General features: G+C 31.5%; 14 protein-coding genes and 1 pseudogene. 5 read left to right on the forward strand and 10 right to left on the reverse strand.

All coding sequences use genetic code 11. The annotated features are described in order from the left end of the window. Window positions 1-41: 41 nt before the first annotated feature. The 5 genes from ACWW38_RS04790 to ACWW38_RS04810 all read right to left on the reverse strand — a co-directional run bounded on the left by ACWW38_RS04790 (window position 42) and on the right by ACWW38_RS04810 (window position 7,775). Window positions 42-2,039 carry a hypothetical protein gene (locus tag ACWW38_RS04790; RefSeq protein WP_456259668.1) on the reverse strand — a complete coding sequence of 666 codons (1,998 nt, stop codon included), beginning with the start codon at window positions 2,037-2,039 and terminating at the stop codon, window positions 42-44. A gap of 88 nt (window positions 2,040-2,127) precedes the next feature. Further along, entirely contained in the window at window positions 2,128-3,177 is a 1,050-nt protein-coding gene (locus tag ACWW38_RS04795) for an HD-GYP domain-containing protein (RefSeq protein WP_456259669.1), read from the reverse strand. A gap of 262 nt (window positions 3,178-3,439) precedes the next feature. Continuing rightward, a complete protein-coding gene (locus ACWW38_RS04800) occupies window positions 3,440-4,717 on the reverse strand; it encodes a LysM peptidoglycan-binding domain-containing protein (RefSeq protein WP_456259670.1) in 1,278 nt (425 codons plus the stop codon). 475 nt (window positions 4,718-5,192) lie between these two features. Beyond that, complete coding sequence (locus ACWW38_RS04805; protein ID WP_456257925.1) at window positions 5,193-6,371, reverse strand: IS110 family RNA-guided transposase; 1,179 nt, start codon at window positions 6,369-6,371, stop codon at window positions 5,193-5,195. A 1,224-nt stretch (window positions 6,372-7,595) separates the two neighbouring features. Then, window positions 7,596-7,775: an aspartyl-phosphate phosphatase Spo0E family protein gene (locus ACWW38_RS04810; protein ID WP_456259671.1), complete on the reverse strand. Its 180-nt coding sequence runs from the start codon at window positions 7,773-7,775 to the stop codon at window positions 7,596-7,598. 185 nt (window positions 7,776-7,960) lie between these two features. On the opposite strand from ACWW38_RS04810, the gene ACWW38_RS04815 reads away from it, so the two are divergent. Further along, entirely contained in the window at window positions 7,961-9,091 is a 1,131-nt protein-coding gene (locus ACWW38_RS04815) for an amidase domain-containing protein (protein ID WP_456259672.1), read from the forward strand. Between the two features lie 114 nt (window positions 9,092-9,205). Here the strand turns inward: ACWW38_RS04815 and ACWW38_RS04820 are convergent, their stop codons facing one another. The 3 genes from ACWW38_RS04820 to ACWW38_RS04830 form a co-directional block, all read right to left on the reverse strand. After that, the gene (locus ACWW38_RS04820; RefSeq protein WP_456259673.1) at window positions 9,206-10,033 is read right to left on the reverse strand and encodes a TPM domain-containing protein; all 828 of its coding nucleotides are present in this window, start codon (window positions 10,031-10,033) and stop codon (window positions 9,206-9,208) included. 21 nt (window positions 10,034-10,054) lie between these two features. Then, entirely contained in the window at window positions 10,055-10,624 is a 570-nt protein-coding gene (locus ACWW38_RS04825; protein ID WP_456259674.1) for a LemA family protein, read from the reverse strand. Between the two features lie 73 nt (window positions 10,625-10,697). Further along, entirely contained in the window at window positions 10,698-11,663 is a 966-nt protein-coding gene (locus tag ACWW38_RS04830; protein ID WP_456259675.1) for a lysylphosphatidylglycerol synthase domain-containing protein, read from the reverse strand. Window positions 11,664-11,906: 243 nt separating this feature from the next. Here ACWW38_RS04830 and ACWW38_RS04835 point away from each other — a divergent pair. From ACWW38_RS04835 to ACWW38_RS04850, 4 genes and pseudogenes are all read left to right on the forward strand, one after another. After that, window positions 11,907-12,042 (forward strand): annotated as a pseudogene (locus ACWW38_RS04835) (IS1595 family transposase); the annotation flags it as partial. 129 nt (window positions 12,043-12,171) lie between these two features. Further along, window positions 12,172-12,657: a DUF3888 domain-containing protein gene (locus ACWW38_RS04840; RefSeq protein WP_456259676.1), complete on the forward strand. Its 486-nt coding sequence runs from the start codon at window positions 12,172-12,174 to the stop codon at window positions 12,655-12,657. 273 nt (window positions 12,658-12,930) lie between these two features. Beyond that, window positions 12,931-13,170 carry a DUF3888 domain-containing protein gene (locus tag ACWW38_RS04845; protein WP_456259677.1) on the forward strand — a complete coding sequence of 80 codons (240 nt, stop codon included), beginning with the start codon at window positions 12,931-12,933 and terminating at the stop codon, window positions 13,168-13,170. A 399-nt stretch (window positions 13,171-13,569) separates the two neighbouring features. After that, a complete protein-coding gene (locus ACWW38_RS04850) occupies window positions 13,570-14,151 on the forward strand; it encodes a DUF1989 domain-containing protein (RefSeq protein WP_456259678.1) in 582 nt (193 codons plus the stop codon). Window positions 14,152-14,890: 739 nt separating this feature from the next. Here ACWW38_RS04850 and ACWW38_RS04855 read toward each other — a convergent pair. Beyond that, the gene (locus ACWW38_RS04855; protein WP_456259679.1) at window positions 14,891-15,160 is read right to left on the reverse strand and encodes a hypothetical protein; all 270 of its coding nucleotides are present in this window, start codon (window positions 15,158-15,160) and stop codon (window positions 14,891-14,893) included. Window positions 15,161-15,336: 176 nt separating this feature from the next. Continuing rightward, entirely contained in the window at window positions 15,337-15,696 is a 360-nt protein-coding gene (locus ACWW38_RS04860; protein ID WP_456259680.1) for a P-II family nitrogen regulator, read from the reverse strand. Window positions 15,697-15,701: the final 5 nt, after the last annotated feature.

The following is a 15,701-nucleotide window of genomic DNA, read 5'->3' on the forward strand; positions in this document are numbered from 1 at the left end:
GTACCTTTTTTAAGGCTTTATTTTAAAAATTGTTGAGTTCATTAAAAACTCCAATCTACTTTATAGTTTACAAGGTAAGCTGGATATTCAAATTCACACCACTTTCTAACCTCTATTCTATCTCTTAAAAGTTTAAACTTAGGAGGTACATCCTTAGTAAGATCTAAATCATTTAGTGTATTAAATAGGAAAACACCTTTAGCTCCACCGTTGTAGGCCTCATTAGCTCTATATAAATATTCTTCTACAGGAACATATTTATTATCGGGAATATACTTACCGCTATTCATCAATTCTTCAGTTTCTGGAGTCAAATCCACGCCTTTTAAATTAGCAGATATACCAATGTACAGCTCTACTCCAGTTCCTTTTACTAAATTGGAGTACTGATCAAAATCAAAGAATTCTTCATAACTTAAAACAGAAGGAACAATCCTATCTACTAGTTTTTCCTTAACCCAGGTTTCTACATCTAATCCATAGCTTATAGGATTAAGATATGGGAATCTTACTGTTATTTTTTTAGAAGGTATTTCCTTTCTTACTTCCCTTATAAAACTATTCATTATCTTAACCTTTTCTGTTTGGGTGGCTTCATCTCCCATAACGAATGGATATCTGCAAAAATCTAGAGTCAACCCATCTACATTTTCTGTTACTGAAACCTCTTTTAATATGTTAAGAATATATTCTCTAAATCTAGGATAATAGTAACTTAAAGAGTAACCCTTATTTTGAAGGCAATCTTGATAATATTCATACATGGCTCCATTTAGAAACTTTGTAGAATCAGTATTATAAAAAGTATCCATTCTTAGGGATGCATTAACCTTTAGTCCTAAGCCTTTGCTTTTTTGTGCTAATATTTCTAGTGGAGACTTTCCTGTATTTAAAATATTAAGTATTTGCTCTCTTGCCAGTATATCTCCTTTTCTTACCTGTTCATCATACTTTTCTGTTCCTAGGAAGGCTGGTCCTGCATAAGCACTGTGGTAGTTTAAAAGGCCTGTAGTTCCTAGTGTCCAGCTTATCTCTTCAGCATTTACTTTAGAAACTAAATTTACAGGTAGATCTTCTAGACTTTTCACATCAGGATACTTTCCCCAGAAAAAATCTGTGTAACCATCGTTGTCAAAAATTACCCCTTTGTTTCCTCCATAATTTTTTGATTTGTAAATTGCCACTTGATTATCATTTAGTGACACTAATTTAATATAGGCTATTTGTGCACTTTTTCCTTCTACAGGAACTATAGAAATACTATCTTCATTAAAGTTTTCTGCGAATATGAATGCCTCATTTAGATATTTTCCTTGATTTATAACTTTCTCATTTTTGATGTTCTTAAATGTAACTTCATTTCCCTTATATTTAACTTTAAACTCATTTGTATCACTTAAATATCCTATATAAACTCCCATCCATCCCTTTAACTTTAGAGGAATGGGTATCTCCTTTGCTCCCTCTGCATTTTTAATTACAGGTCTCATGGCTTCAGATCTGTTAGCCTTATATAATGCAACCTTCCATCCATATTCATCTAATGGTTTCTCACCTATACTATTTAACTTATGAATATCAGAAATCACATATTTCTTTCCATCTTGTGATACAACGCTATCATTAAAATTTATTTTAGTCATGCCTTTAAAAATATCCTCATTAGCTACATTAAACTCTATTTCTATTTTTCTTTTAAGTTTATTTTTGTTTACCGAATATATATTTTTATTTACTGTTAACGTATAACTTTCACCTTCATCATACATTCTAAGTGGTGGCATTACTAAAATTGACTTTTTATTCTCTCCTGGCTTAACTCTTATATTAACTTTGTCTCCTTTTTTGGTCTTTACAGTTATTGCTTTTACAGCATTATCATCAAAGTCTATTTCCTGATTAAAGCTTATCTTCCACACCTTATTCTTGCTTACTATATGTGATTCAGGTGTTTGAGCTTGTACATCTCCAATGATAAAAATCATTATAAACAATATTCCAAAAAATATTCCTAATGTCTTTCTTTTTAATTTATGCATCTAAGTACCCCCGCTTTTTTATGGAAAACATTTAATATATACCCATTATATATTAAAAGAGATAAATTATATACATTGTGCACAAATTTTAAGAATTTTTCACCTGGACTATAGTAATGTTCCTAGAACTCCAATCTTGTGTTAAATTAATTACTTTTTCACTTTCTAATATTTTAATTATTGGGCGGGTTGAGCACTCTTCATTATTTTCAATGACAATTGCCTCTTGTCCATTGCTCAATTTTACTATTGTTCCTAGTGGATATGGAGCTACTTTTCTTAAAAATACTTTTACTAACCTTGGGTCAAATACACTTCCATTATAAGCCATAATATATTCTATAGCCTCTGATGGAATATGAGCCTTCCTGTCAGGTCTTTCAGATATTAATTTGTCATAGGAATCGCACAGACTTATAATTCTTCCAAACAGTGATATTTTTTCTCCCTTTTTACCATCTGGATACCCCTTTCCATCAAATCTTTCATGATGCTGAAGTATTCCTACATAGGAGGTTACAGCTATAGTATTATGATAAGTTTTTATATATCTATATCCCTTTTCTGGATGGCTTTTTATAAGTTTTTCTTCCTCTTCAGTAAATCCATCTAATTTGTTTAAAAGTTCTTTAGGCAAAAATACTTTTCCTATATCATGCAGCATAGCTGAAGCTACTAACTTCTCTAATTTTGAATCATCTAAATTTATAGCTATCCCTATAACTGCTGAAAGCACAGCAACATTCACACAGTGACTGAATAAAAAATCATCGAAGGTTTTAATATCAATCATATTTATCATTACGCTTTTATTTCTCAATATTTCACTTATCATGTTCTTTGCAATGTTTTCTACAATATCTATACTCTTAGTTATGCCCTGAGGATTATTGTATATTTGCTTTATTGATTTTAATGCTCCTATCCTTAATTCATCTGATATAACATTCTCTATTCTTATATTTTCAGATATGCTATCTTCAATGTATACTCCATTTATAACTAGTTTTTTTATATTTTCTATGTATTCATTAGTTAATGAAACATCTTTTGCGAGAAGTGTTGCTCCATCCTGGGAATATAAGTTTTTCCCAAGAATCATGCCTGGTCTAAGGCAATTTGCTGGTACGTATCTCATAAATATCACCTCGTTTAATTATCGTGCTAATTCTTCTACACTTAATTTTTGTAATGGAGAATATTTAGTAGCCAGTTTCCAGTAACCAGTAGCCAGCATTTTAGTAGCCAGTGACCAGTGAATGTTGATTAGTATCTAGTTTTTAATCCCCAGTTACCAGTTATCAGTAAATAACCACTAATCTCTATACTTGCACTTACCATCTGGCCACTAGCTTCTGGTAACTTGTTACTGGAAACTGGTCACTGGCTTCTGGTTACTCTTATATAACTTTTCTCACATTATAGAGTGAATTTAATACTAACCAATTTTGAGGGAAGTAACTTCCTATTGTCCAATAACTTACTCCACCAAGATTGTATCTATTTACAAGCATTAATTTAGCTTCTATACTTCTTGCATCCTCAAACCATACAACATGTTCTCTTCCCATAGAATCATAATAGCTAAAGAATGGTGCTTGAGATGTAGTGTCGTATTTTATTTCTGCACCAGCTCTTACTGCTAAATCTACAGCTCCAATGTTAGATAAAGTTCTTGCAGCACTTCCTTTTCTATAAGGCAGCGTCCAATCATAACCATAGTTTGGAATACCCATTAAAATCTTTTGACTTGGTATTTCAGTTACTGCATATCTTATAACTTTAGCTACTTCATTGATTGGCGCTACAGCTTGCGCCGGGCCATAGGTATATCCCCACTCGTAGGTCATTATTATAACGTGATCTGTAAGTGCCCCATGTACAGGATAATCATGAGCTTCATAAAGAAGTCCCGGCTGATCTGCTGAAGTCTTTGGAGCTAAAGCTGTGGTCAATGTATACCCCTGATCATGGAGTGTTCTTGATATTTTCCTAAGAAAATCATTATATTTCTCTTTATCTCTAGGATATATATATTCAAAATCTACGTCTAAACCATAATAATTTTTTGCCTTTAAAGTCTGAAGTATATTGCTTATTAGTGTATTTTGTACCTGTTCATTATTAAGTATTGTACTGGCAAGATCACTACTAAAACTTCCTCCTTCTTCAATATCAGTAATAACCATAACCGGAGCAACATTAGCTGCTCTTGCTGCCTGAATTAACGGATCATCGTTAATAGTTACTAAACTTCCATCAGGTCTTACCTGATAGCTGAATATACTTAAATAAGTTAAATTAGGTAGTGTTTTTCTAAGCACCTCCATGTCTATATTGGGGAAACTGTATCCATTTACATCAATAGTACCAAGCTTTCTTGTTGGAGGAATTACTATAACTTGGCCTACAGTTAATGCAGCAGGATTGGTTATTTGAGGATTAACATCCAATATGCTCTGTACTGTGGTTCCATATCGTCTAGCTATAGAGTAAATTGACTCTCCAGGAGCTACAGTATGCCTCCTGTTTGCTTCTAATACTACTATAGTTTGACCTATAGCTAATTTACTAGGGTCTTTTATTTCATTATCTGCTATTATTTTATCAGGTGACACTCCATAAATTCTTCCAATTTCATATATACTATCACCTGGTTTTACAACATGAATAACCAAATATTGCACCTCCTATTCATACTAATTTACTATATGCAATTCAGTATAAATAAGATACTTAAACTGTATTAGTAATATAAAGATATTACAACAAAATAGCGGCCCTGGTAACTACAAAGTAAAGTACTAAAAATCGAAGATATATAATTCAACAGAGAATCTTCGCTACGTTAAGAGGTTCTAAGTTTGTGCCTTTATAAATTTCCTACCCAGTCCTATGCAGCGTCCTGCTGCAGGCCTGGCTCCCACCCGTCCTAGGTGGGAATTACGGTAATTTTTAAATTCACAAACTAAGAGCTTCTAGAACTTGCTCAAAATTCTCTTAATGAATTATATATCTTCTAACTTTTAGTACCTTAAATTAGACTAACTATATGAAGTCAAGGTAATTTTAAAAGAAAAGTTATATTTTTAGTTTCTTAAAAAAGTGCATGACAAATAAAGCAACCTAGTTGCCTTTTTTAAAAAGTCAGGATTACATTTGTGGAATAAATGTGGTATTGGTTTTTAAAAGATAAAATACAACACGTATAAGCTTTTTAGCAACATGGCTCATGGCAACATAGTAATGCTTACCTTCTGACTGTTTCTTTGATAAGTATAATGCAAAGGTTGAATCTCTCATTGAAACAGTTCTAGATGCAGTAAGTATAGCCCAACGGAGATATGTAGAGCCACGTTTTACCATCGGTGTATGAGAAGCACTGTATTTACCAGATTGATATGTAGAAGGATCTAATCCAGCGAATGCTAAAAGTTTAGCTGGGCTTGTAAACTTCTCTATATCTCCAATTTCAGAAAGTATTATAGCTGCTAGAGTATATGAGATACCTGGAATACTCATTATTGGAGAATTAATCTCGGTAACAACTTCTTTTATTTGAAGGTCTAAAGCATCAATCTCAGCTTGAACTGATTGAATTAACCTAATAGTTTGTTGTAATTCAAAAGATAAAGATTTTGTGCTAGTTCCAATTGAATGCCTAGCGGCTTCTTTTAAAGCGGTAGCTTTATCTTTTCCATATTTGCCCCTAGAAGCCTTACTTAGAATACTAGTAAGCTTAGTGAGATGGCAATTAGCCACGTCCTGCGGACCAGGTAACTCCGACAGGAGGCAATAAGAGGAATTTTGATGAATTGACCAAAAGTATTTAGGTAGTTCAGGAAACATGATATCTATTAGTCTTGTTATTGATATTTTTAATTTTCCTCTATAACCGATTAAACGATATCTATGTCTAGTTAGTGACTTTAGCTCTTGAATCTGATATGATACTGGTGAATAGGATTTTGTATCATCAGAAAAGAGCATTTTAGCAATAACTAATGCATCCGTTTTATCGGTCTTAGTTTTCCTAAGGGTTTGAGCCTTACGGAAAAGATTTGTAGCTAAAGGGTTGAGAATAGAAAGCTTGAAACCTTTAGCATACAAGAAGTTTTGGAGATTAGTGCTATAATGACCTGTTGATTCAAGTCCTATTTTTACGTTAGAAATATCCTTGTCAGGCAGAGAGGAAAGAATTGAGAAATAAAGCAATTCAAAGCCTTCACGAGAATTGGATATACGTAAAGAATCATTAATAATAACACCATCTGAATCAACGATACAGCAGTCATGCTTCTCTTTAGCTACATCGATTCCAATATAAATCATAAGAACACTCCTTATAGTTTAGTCCGCTATGTTCCACTCACTTTATGCTAAATGTATCCTTGCTCTATATAAAACGTCATGCGTTATCTAACTAATTAACAAATAAGCATAAAGCTGTGGTTATATCCTAATTTAAATAGTCTAGCTATATGTAAAAAAACTAATCCACAGCGTCTTATGTTATTATAGTAAATTATCTTTAAGAAAGGAAAAGTATAATGAATTTACTATGAGTTCATTATACAAGGTAGAACAAGGCCGCTATTACTTATATAAAACGTATACTAAGAACTGTAGTAGTAATTACTATTTAGACTATAGCTAATCTAATAATCAGTATAAGTATTATATAAAGAGGATTCTTGGCTTCAGATTAATTGACTTATTATAAAAGCGCAAGGCGCTTAACCCGATGAGGGTGTCAGGGTTTTAGGCGTAGCCTTTTGAAGTTATACTAAGATTTTCTGATTGCAATTAATTAAAGTATATAAAATTATTATCCAACATGTATAACTATTAAGGAAACAGTTATCACTAATCAAGATATTAGTTTAAGGATATCAGATTAAAAGAACTTGTTAATCATTGGATAAAAGATAAGTTATTTTATAGGATGCTTTGTTTATAGGTTATTTCGAAAAATACCAACATGCTATCGCATTTATTTATAGTAATTCTTTAAGTTGTACTCATTAATACTTACTTGATAACTTTACAGTGTGGCTACGCCAGGCAAAATTATCATTTTGCTTTTTGAAGTCCTATTAGTATTTACTGTATTAATTATTAGTTGCAACTAATTAAGGCATGTAAGATTACTGGCTAGCATATATGTATCAATTGAAGAAACTTTGAAGGAATAACTAGTAGTACTTAAGGATGATGTTTTAAAAATTCGTAATTGTGCTCAAGGACGAGCACAGCCCGCTCCCCCACATGACGTGGGATGGAGCGGGGTAGAATTTTTAAATAAAGCAGCCTTTAGTACTACTCTATGAACTGAAGGTTTCTCAATGATACATATATGCGTTAGCCAAGTAATCTTACATGCCGCCATTCTGCTGCACTTTACTCATATTACTTGTTGAAAGTATAATAAAAAAATTATAGATGGACATTTTGCCATCTATAATTTTTTAAAGCTATAAATAATCTATTAAATAATATGTCTAATGTGATAGTTTAATCTTTTAGGCATAGGTAAATCTGAACTTAATCAATATTTTAAAAAGTTTCTATGGTAATAGCCATATATTCATTTATTAGCTTGTCCAACTGCTGACTAACATGTAATACTTCTTTTTTCGAGTTTTCCCTATCAGCAACAATTTCATTTAACACACATCTTAAATCTTCGATCTCTTTACTTACGGTAATTAAATCTCTATTTTGCTGCTGAATCATAAGCTCACCCCTTTACTAAATTTGGCTACTTAATAATTATTATCCATTATAACATAGCCGATTATAAAAGTAAAATAATGTTATTGAATTTTATTACATTGTTTTTATTTAAAGTAAATACATATAATATATTCTATTTTTAACTCATATAATTCCTATATATTAATTATTATCTGGGAGAGATTATGTTTATAGTATTAAAAAAATCTAGATTAATTTTAGTTTTAGCTATTATAGTTGTATTTTCTTTTGCTGCATGTATTTTTTATTCTTCTAATAAACCTGTAATAAATTCAGATGATAATACAGAGGAAGTTATAAAAAAGGTTGAAGAAATCTTTAAGGTAAGAAATACAGCTATTTTAACTAATGATGAAAAATCTATAGCAACTATTTATGATAGAAAAACTAAATATGGTACTTGGGCATATGAACATGAAATAAAAAAGTTAAAGTATTTACATAATTGGTCAGAAAAACAAGGAGTTAAATTTCTAACAATCAATCCAAATATTGTGGTTAGAAGTGTAAAGGGCGGAAAAGGAGTTTATTCTGTTAACCTTATTTGTTCTACAGAGTATACATATATCTATCAGAATGAAGCTCCCCTTGATGAAGGAGTGGACAAGATAAATAGATTTAGGATAGGTACTTCTCATTCACTAAGGTTAAATACTAATGATGGAGGCTGGTATATTACAAAAGAATGGTATACAGATCCCTTTGCTGATTCACTAAACCTAGAAAATATAAAAGCTTCAGATATAAAACAATACATACTCTCTCAATCTTATAGAGATTTCTCTAATCTAAATAAAAGAAGAACTTCTGCTGTAGAATATGCAGATGTATACTGTGGTATTGCTAATGAGGAAAAGTATGGATATAGATATAATAAAAAGTATGGAGATTTTAACCCTCTTGGAGGAGATTGTGCCAACTTTGCTTCACAGATACTCCATGAAGGAGGTAAATTTAAAAAAACTATAGCCTGGAATTTTGAAAAAGGCAAAGGAACTAAAGCTTGGTTAAACGCTGAAGGCTTTAAAAACTTTATGATAGGTAGTGGAAGAGCCTCTCTAATTGCTAGAGGTAACTACAACCAAGTTTATAAGGCTTCCTATAAACTTCAACCTGGAGATTTTATAGCTTACGAAAAGAAAGGCAAAATCACTCACATTTCCGTTGTAACAGGAGCTGATTCAAAGGGTTATCCTCTAGTTAACTGTCATAACATAGATAGATATAGAGTTCCTTGGGATCTTGGATGGAGTGATAAAGATATAAAGTTTAATTTGGTAAGAGTTCATTTTTAATTATTAGCCAATTTTAATAAACAGTCGCTAATCTCTAGTGGCTATTAGATATCTAAATATAGCCGCTTGAGATTAACGACTGGTTACTCTGGTCACCTAATTACTAATCACTAGCTACCAGCCTCCTGAGGATCCTCCTCCACCGCTGTCACCTCCGCCGAAGCCTCCAAATCCTCCTCCACTTCCTCCTCCGCCGCCAAAGCCACCGCCTCCGCGACCTCCTCTGCCTCCTCGTCCTCCGAATATGGAACTCCAAAAGGCTATCTCTAATATAAACCTTATGACTCTTGCTCTATTAAATACTATATCTACAAATAATAGCCCCAACACGATAAACATGGGAATAGAACTTCCGCCCTTTTTCTCCTTTGCAGCTTCTTCTCTAGGATTGTAATTTATTTTTTCATTTTTTTCTAAAGCTACACCATATTCTTTTCCTATTAAGTCTGCAAATACAGAATAAGCTCTTTTTATGCCTTCATTATAATTATTGTTCTTAAAATTCGGAACTGCAGTATCCTGCATCACTCTATTACTTAATACATCGGGTATAGCGCCTTCAAGTCCCTTTCCTACTTCTACAGACCACTTTCTATCATTCATGGATATTAAAATTAATAGTCCATTATTTTCTCCTCTTTGCCCTATACCCCATTTTCTAAATAGGTTATATCCATAGTCTCTAATTTCGTATCCATCTAGTGAACTTATTATAACAACAGTAGCCTGAGCTCCTGTTTTACCTTCTAATTCCTTGCCTACTGATACTAAATATTTCTTTGTATCTTCATTAACTACCCCCACATAGTCATTTATATACTTTAGGCTTGTAGGTGTAGGATAAGTTTCTGCAATTACAATTTTAGATGGTATTGCCAGTAGTATTGTAAATATAAATAAGGGGATTAATAACTTGATCAGTCTATCTTTATAATTTTTCATTTATTCACCCCTTTACTAACTTTATTTAGTGAAATCTACTTTTGGAACTTCTTTTGCCCCTGCTGAAGCTTTATAGTATTCCTTTTGATTGAATCTGAAAACACCTGCAATTATTGAATTTGGAAATCTTCTAATAGTTGTGTTGTAGATTTCAACGGATTCATTGTATTTTTGCCTTGCTATATTAATTCTGTTTTCTGTTCCTTCCAATTCTACTGTTAAATCTCTAAAATTTTGATTTGATTTTAAATCTGGATATCTTTCAACAACTACTAATAATCTTGATAATGCTGAAGAAAGCTCAGCATCTGCATTTGCTCTTTGATCTATTGTTTGGGCTCCACCAAGTTTTGCTCTTGCAGCAGCTATTTCAGTAAATATATCTTTTTCTTGAGCTGCATATCCCTTTACCGTATTTACAAGGTTGGGAATTAAATCATTTCTCCTTTGAAGAGTTGTATCTATATTTGACTCAGCCTTTGCAACATTTTGCTCTAAGGTTACCATTTTGTTATAACTTCCTATGAAAGGCACTGTTATAAGTAATATCACTGCAATTACTATTAATACTGTTTTTAAAGTTTTGTTCATTTTTTTACCTCCGAATTATTATTTTCAAAAATATCAATGTAATTAATATTATGAAATACCCTCTCTATGTATACTATTCAATATTATTTTTAGGTGATCTTTTAATAATTTCTGTTATTCCTAACACAACACCTATTAGCCATGGAATAATATAATAAAACAATCTAAAACTGATTAAAATTGCCATTCCCCTTTCAGATGGAGCTCCCATAAGTTTAAGTCCAAGAAGACATATTAAATCAAAGGATCCCATACCTCCAGGTATAAAACTCATAATTCCTGCAATTGCTGATACTGTTATAATGCCTAGTGCTTCTAAAATTTTTATTTCATTTGTAAATATGGTACATATAAACCAAAAGAAAATTCCTATTACAGTCCACTCTAATAATGAAGACAGCATTAATTTTTCTCTTAGCTCTTTTGGATCCTTATTGTATTCATGAATTCTAGCCATAAACCTTTCTTGAAGCCATTTCCATTCATATAGGAGAAAGTATATAGGCAAATATAATGCGAACCCAATTACACCAAACCATAAAAATCTATAATGTTCTAATACGGGTCTTATTTTTAGAATATTAAATATTACAAGCCAAGAAGCAGTGGAAAGTCCTATACCTGTAGAAGGCGCAAGAATAATACTTGCATATAGCGCCTCTTTTGTAGTAATTCCTTGCTTTTTATAGAGTAGCGTTCTTATGCTGGCACCTGTTAATCCAGCAAAGCTTAAAAAATTGTTAAATGTATTTGATATCCATGAAATTTTCCATACTTTGAAAATGGATAAATTATATTTAAGGTTTTTTATCAAAAAATAATCATATGTGGTCATGGTGGTGACAGCTGCTAACCCTAGTATAACCAATACTACTATATTTGAAGTTTTTAAACTCTCTAATAGTTTTATTACCTCATGGAAGTCGTATGCCTTAAGCTGTGCCCTTCCCTCTGTATATACAAGGAATATAGCCACAAAAGCTATAATTATTTTTATTATATTTTGTCTATATTTTATAAAAAATGAATCGTTTTTCATTTATATTCTCCTTAATATAGGTCATCAACAATCTCCTAAAACATAGCCTTATTTATCTGATGACTACCATCCGTAATACTCCCACTTCTAAAGTGGGAGATAACGGCTGCTACGTCCCTAGATAAGGGCTTCTAAACTTCAGTTGGAGAAAAAAACTCCATCTGAAGCAAAGAATCCTCTTTATATCTATTATGCAACACTTTATTTTATTTAATTCTTAATGCTTTTTATGCAGAGAGTTTCAAGGGTAGAATGACGCACCAAGAATTAGAAAGGCTTTATGATAGGCGTAGGGGATAACTCTATCCTTTGTACTGATAGCCATAAGAGTTATGTTCAATTTGCTAAAGATTTTTCATTGGAACACAAGCGTATAAAAATAGCGTTGGTATTAACAATATCAATGCTATTTTTATTGGCATTTGTTCTCAACATTATGCTGATTTTACAGTAAAAATTTTATATTAACGTAGATAATAATACTAATATGAATAAAAAGGGTGATAAAATGAGAAAGGCTAATAAACTTATTACAATGCTAATAATTTTAATATTAGCATTTCAGTTTACATTTACAACGCTTGTTTCTGCTAATACTATATATCCACCAGATTTGCCATATCAGCCACCAGATCAGTCAAGAGAAGAGTTATATCAAGATATTTTTATATCCTTACTCTTGCCATACATTCAAAAGGAAGTTGATAAATACTATTCAAAATATCTAACAGATACTCCAATGGTTGCTCCGTATACAGTATATGTATTGAGTGCTGAAAGACCAAATGGCTATCGCTCATTCCTTTTTAATTTAAAACTTCGAGTTAATTCTTATATAGGTCCTCATAACGTAGTTGGGCTCGATTATATAACTATTACAGTAGGAGGCTCAGGAGATGTTAAAATTGAAAAATTTGAACATATAAAGAGTTATGAGTTACCTCCAAATTATCATGGTATTATTAAGAAAGGATATAAAAATCCAATTCCGTAACATACATTGCTATTATTAATAAAGTGCAGATTTTTGTTTGCACTTTTCTTAAGTTATGACACAATGGTATGCAAACTATTAATAAGTCGGCACTTTATTGCTAAAACTATATTGCAATAAGGAGTTGATTTTACGAAAAAATTAGTTTTTCTATTATTATTATTAGTGTGTTTTTTAAGTCCCATCAATATCTATGCATGTGATATTTTTTATACTAATTATTCAAAAGAACCCAACCAGCAAGAATTATATAGAGGGAGTTTATTATCTTTTTTGTACCCATACATCTCAAGTGCAGTAGATAAATATTATGGATACCCTAAACAATTTGACCTTTATGATGCGAAAATTATAAGTATTAAAAAAACACCTGAAAAATTTGAGTATGAAATAATAGTCCAAGTTGAAACCTTTACAGGTGCACATAACCCACCAAGAGGTATTGAAACCATCACTATATTAACAAGTCCAATTGGAACTAAAACCATTAACTTTAATCATGCGGCAGAATGAGTGATGCTAATAAATAATATTCTTATGAAGCATTTAGACAAAGTAATATCCTTTAAATATAAGCGGCTGTGTTTTAAGAGATTGTTAAATTCGTAAAATATCGAAAATAATTCTAAATTTAGTATAACAATTGTAGCTAAACTTTCATTAACTCGCACAGCTCAAACAAATAAAAGTTCTTAACGCCACAATAGTTATACTAAGTAAGAATTATAATTTCTCATAAGCAGAGAACCCAAATCTATGATTTGGTGTGAATCGCTTACTCCTTGGAAGAATGACAAGGAGTTTCTCATTATAATGAACTCAACAATCTTTAAAACAGCCTTAAACTACTAATGGAAAATTTTATGTATGATATAATCGAGATAAGTTCTTTGACGGAAAGGGGAATATTTTATGAGAAGAGAATATGTTATAGAAGCGTGCAGTGGACAATCAATTGAGGTAAAGAAAAATGAAAAGATTACAGTTATAGATATAGATGGAACACAAGTTGTTGATTTTTTTGCAGAATCTAAACAGAATCCTTTAGAGTTTTTATCAACTGGAGTAACGATTGATTGCAATGAATCTTTAAAGTTAAAGGTAGGAGATACGATTTTTACTAACCTTTATAATCCCATGTTTAAATTGTTATTAGATGATGTAGGGGAACATGACTTGCTTCATCCTTGTTGTAGGCCAGAGATGTATGAGTTTTTCTATCATAATGGAGAAGGACATCCTAATTGCCTTGAAAACATAAATGGATGTTTAAATGAACAACACCCCATCATTCATCCTGTTAATTTATTTATGTATACAAAAATAAATTCCGACGGAAGAATATCTGTTGAACAGCCTATTTCAAAGCCTGGAGATAAAGTGGTTTTGAAAGCAGAAATGGATGTTCGTCTTGGAATTGCTGCTTGCAGTGTATCTGAAAGTAAGTGTAATGGTGGCAAATGCTCTCCTATAAAAATTATAATTGAAGAATAAGGTGCTAAACTAAGGCCGCTATTACTTATGTAATATACGTTTATTTACAACTGTAATGATAAATACTATTAAGGAAATAGTTAGATTAATCAAGATATTAGTTTAAAGATAGCAGATTAAAATGAATTGCTAGCCATAGGATATTTTTCTCCGCCTTACTACGAAAAATTTTAATTTTATTTAATTTGTTAAATATAGTTGCCCTATGGGTAATTCCTTTAGAAAAGATAAACATCTGTTTTTCTATAATTAAAAACTTTTCGCAATGTTAATGGAGAAAAGTTCTCCATAACTCTTAACTCTTAACTATTAACTTAATAATTTAAGAAATCTTAATATATTTTGTATAGCAATAGCGGCCTTGATTTACCTAATTTAAAGTACTAAAAGTAAGAAGGCATATAATTCATTAAGAGAATTTTGAGCAAGTTCTAGAAGTTCTTAGTTTGTGAATTTAAAAATTACCGTAATTCCCATCTAGGACGGATGGGAGCCAGGCCTGCATCAGGACGATGCATAGGACTGGGTAGGGAATTTTTAAAAGCACAAACTTAGAACTTCTTAACACAGCGAAGATTCTCTGTTGAATTATATACCTTCGATTTTTAGCACCTTATTCTCTGTAGTCACCAAGGCCGCCATTTTTGCAGTACTATTATCACATTAAGGATTAAATGCAATTTACCGATATATTATAATAAAAGCTAGAGAAAAATTTCTCTAGCTTTCAAATTTGTAATTATAGTATCTTATATAGTTTTTCATATTCTATGTTACAAGAACCTGTTTGAGCTTCATCTGCACAATAAATTCTCTCTCCATAGAAATATTCATCACCTTTTACGTAGATTGCTCTGAAAGCATTTTCATCTGGTATTACATGCACTTTTTTGTATTCATTTGCATCAACTATAGTTGATGAAGGATTTAATATTCCGCTATCGTTAATTAATTCTAATTTTACGCTTCCCTCTTCAATACTTTTAATGATTTCTTCAAGATTTCTCATATTTTCTTCCTCCTAATCATTATATACGTCAATCATTTCTATTAATTAATAATAATTATTTTTAATATAATTATATCCTATTTTTGCTTAAATTGCACTATTTTTTTATAATCTATTGATAAAATTGAGAAATCTTAACTAAACGAGAGCTATTGTCAATAATTCCTTTATCCACACTATTCATTTTGTAATGCAGAACATCCTTCTTCCCCAGTTCTAATTCTTATAACATTTGCTACATCATACACAAATATTTTACCATCACCTATTTTGCCAGTATTTAAAACTTTTTTAGCAGTTTCTATGACTAGTTCTACGGGTATTTCGCAGACTACTGTTTCTACCTTTACCTTTGGGACTAAGTTCATATCCAATGGAACTCCTCTATAATACTCTGGGAAACCCTTCTGCATACCACATCCAAGTACCTGTGATACAGTCATTCCTGTAACTCCTATTTTATTTAATGCTTTTTTTAGTTCTTCAAATTTGCTTGTTCTAGTTATTATTTCAACTTTGCTAATCTTATCATTCATAGAGA

It is taken from the genome of Clostridium sp. JNZ J1-5 (assembly GCF_053901425.1).

What these genes read in the sequence shown, in the direction of transcription:
- ACWW38_RS04790 (WP_456259668.1), bottom strand. Translation starts at nt 2,039, where the DNA reads ATGCATAAATTAAAAAGAAAGACATTAGGAATATTTTTTGGAATATTG.
- ACWW38_RS04795 (WP_456259669.1), bottom strand. Translation starts at nt 3,177, where the DNA reads ATGAGATACGTACCAGCAAATTGCCTTAGACCAGGCATGATTCTTGGG.
- ACWW38_RS04805 (WP_456257925.1), bottom strand. Translation starts at nt 6,371, where the DNA reads ATGATTTATATTGGAATCGATGTAGCTAAAGAGAAGCATGACTGCTGT.
- ACWW38_RS04810 (WP_456259671.1), bottom strand. Translation starts at nt 7,775, where the DNA reads ATGATTCAGCAGCAAAATAGAGATTTAATTACCGTAAGTAAAGAGATC.
- ACWW38_RS04815 (WP_456259672.1), top strand. Translation starts at nt 7,961, where the DNA reads ATGTTTATAGTATTAAAAAAATCTAGATTAATTTTAGTTTTAGCTATT.
- ACWW38_RS04820 (WP_456259673.1), bottom strand. Translation starts at nt 10,033, where the DNA reads ATGAAAAATTATAAAGATAGACTGATCAAGTTATTAATCCCCTTATTT.
- ACWW38_RS04825 (WP_456259674.1), bottom strand. Translation starts at nt 10,624, where the DNA reads ATGAACAAAACTTTAAAAACAGTATTAATAGTAATTGCAGTGATATTA.
- ACWW38_RS04830 (WP_456259675.1), bottom strand. Translation starts at nt 11,663, where the DNA reads ATGAAAAACGATTCATTTTTTATAAAATATAGACAAAATATAATAAAA.
- ACWW38_RS04840 (WP_456259676.1), top strand. Translation starts at nt 12,172, where the DNA reads ATGAGAAAGGCTAATAAACTTATTACAATGCTAATAATTTTAATATTA.
- ACWW38_RS04850 (WP_456259678.1), top strand. Translation starts at nt 13,570, where the DNA reads ATGAGAAGAGAATATGTTATAGAAGCGTGCAGTGGACAATCAATTGAG.
- ACWW38_RS04855 (WP_456259679.1), bottom strand. Translation starts at nt 15,160, where the DNA reads ATGAGAAATCTTGAAGAAATCATTAAAAGTATTGAAGAGGGAAGCGTA.
- ACWW38_RS04860 (WP_456259680.1), bottom strand. Translation starts at nt 15,696, where the DNA reads ATGAATGATAAGATTAGCAAAGTTGAAATAATAACTAGAACAAGCAAA.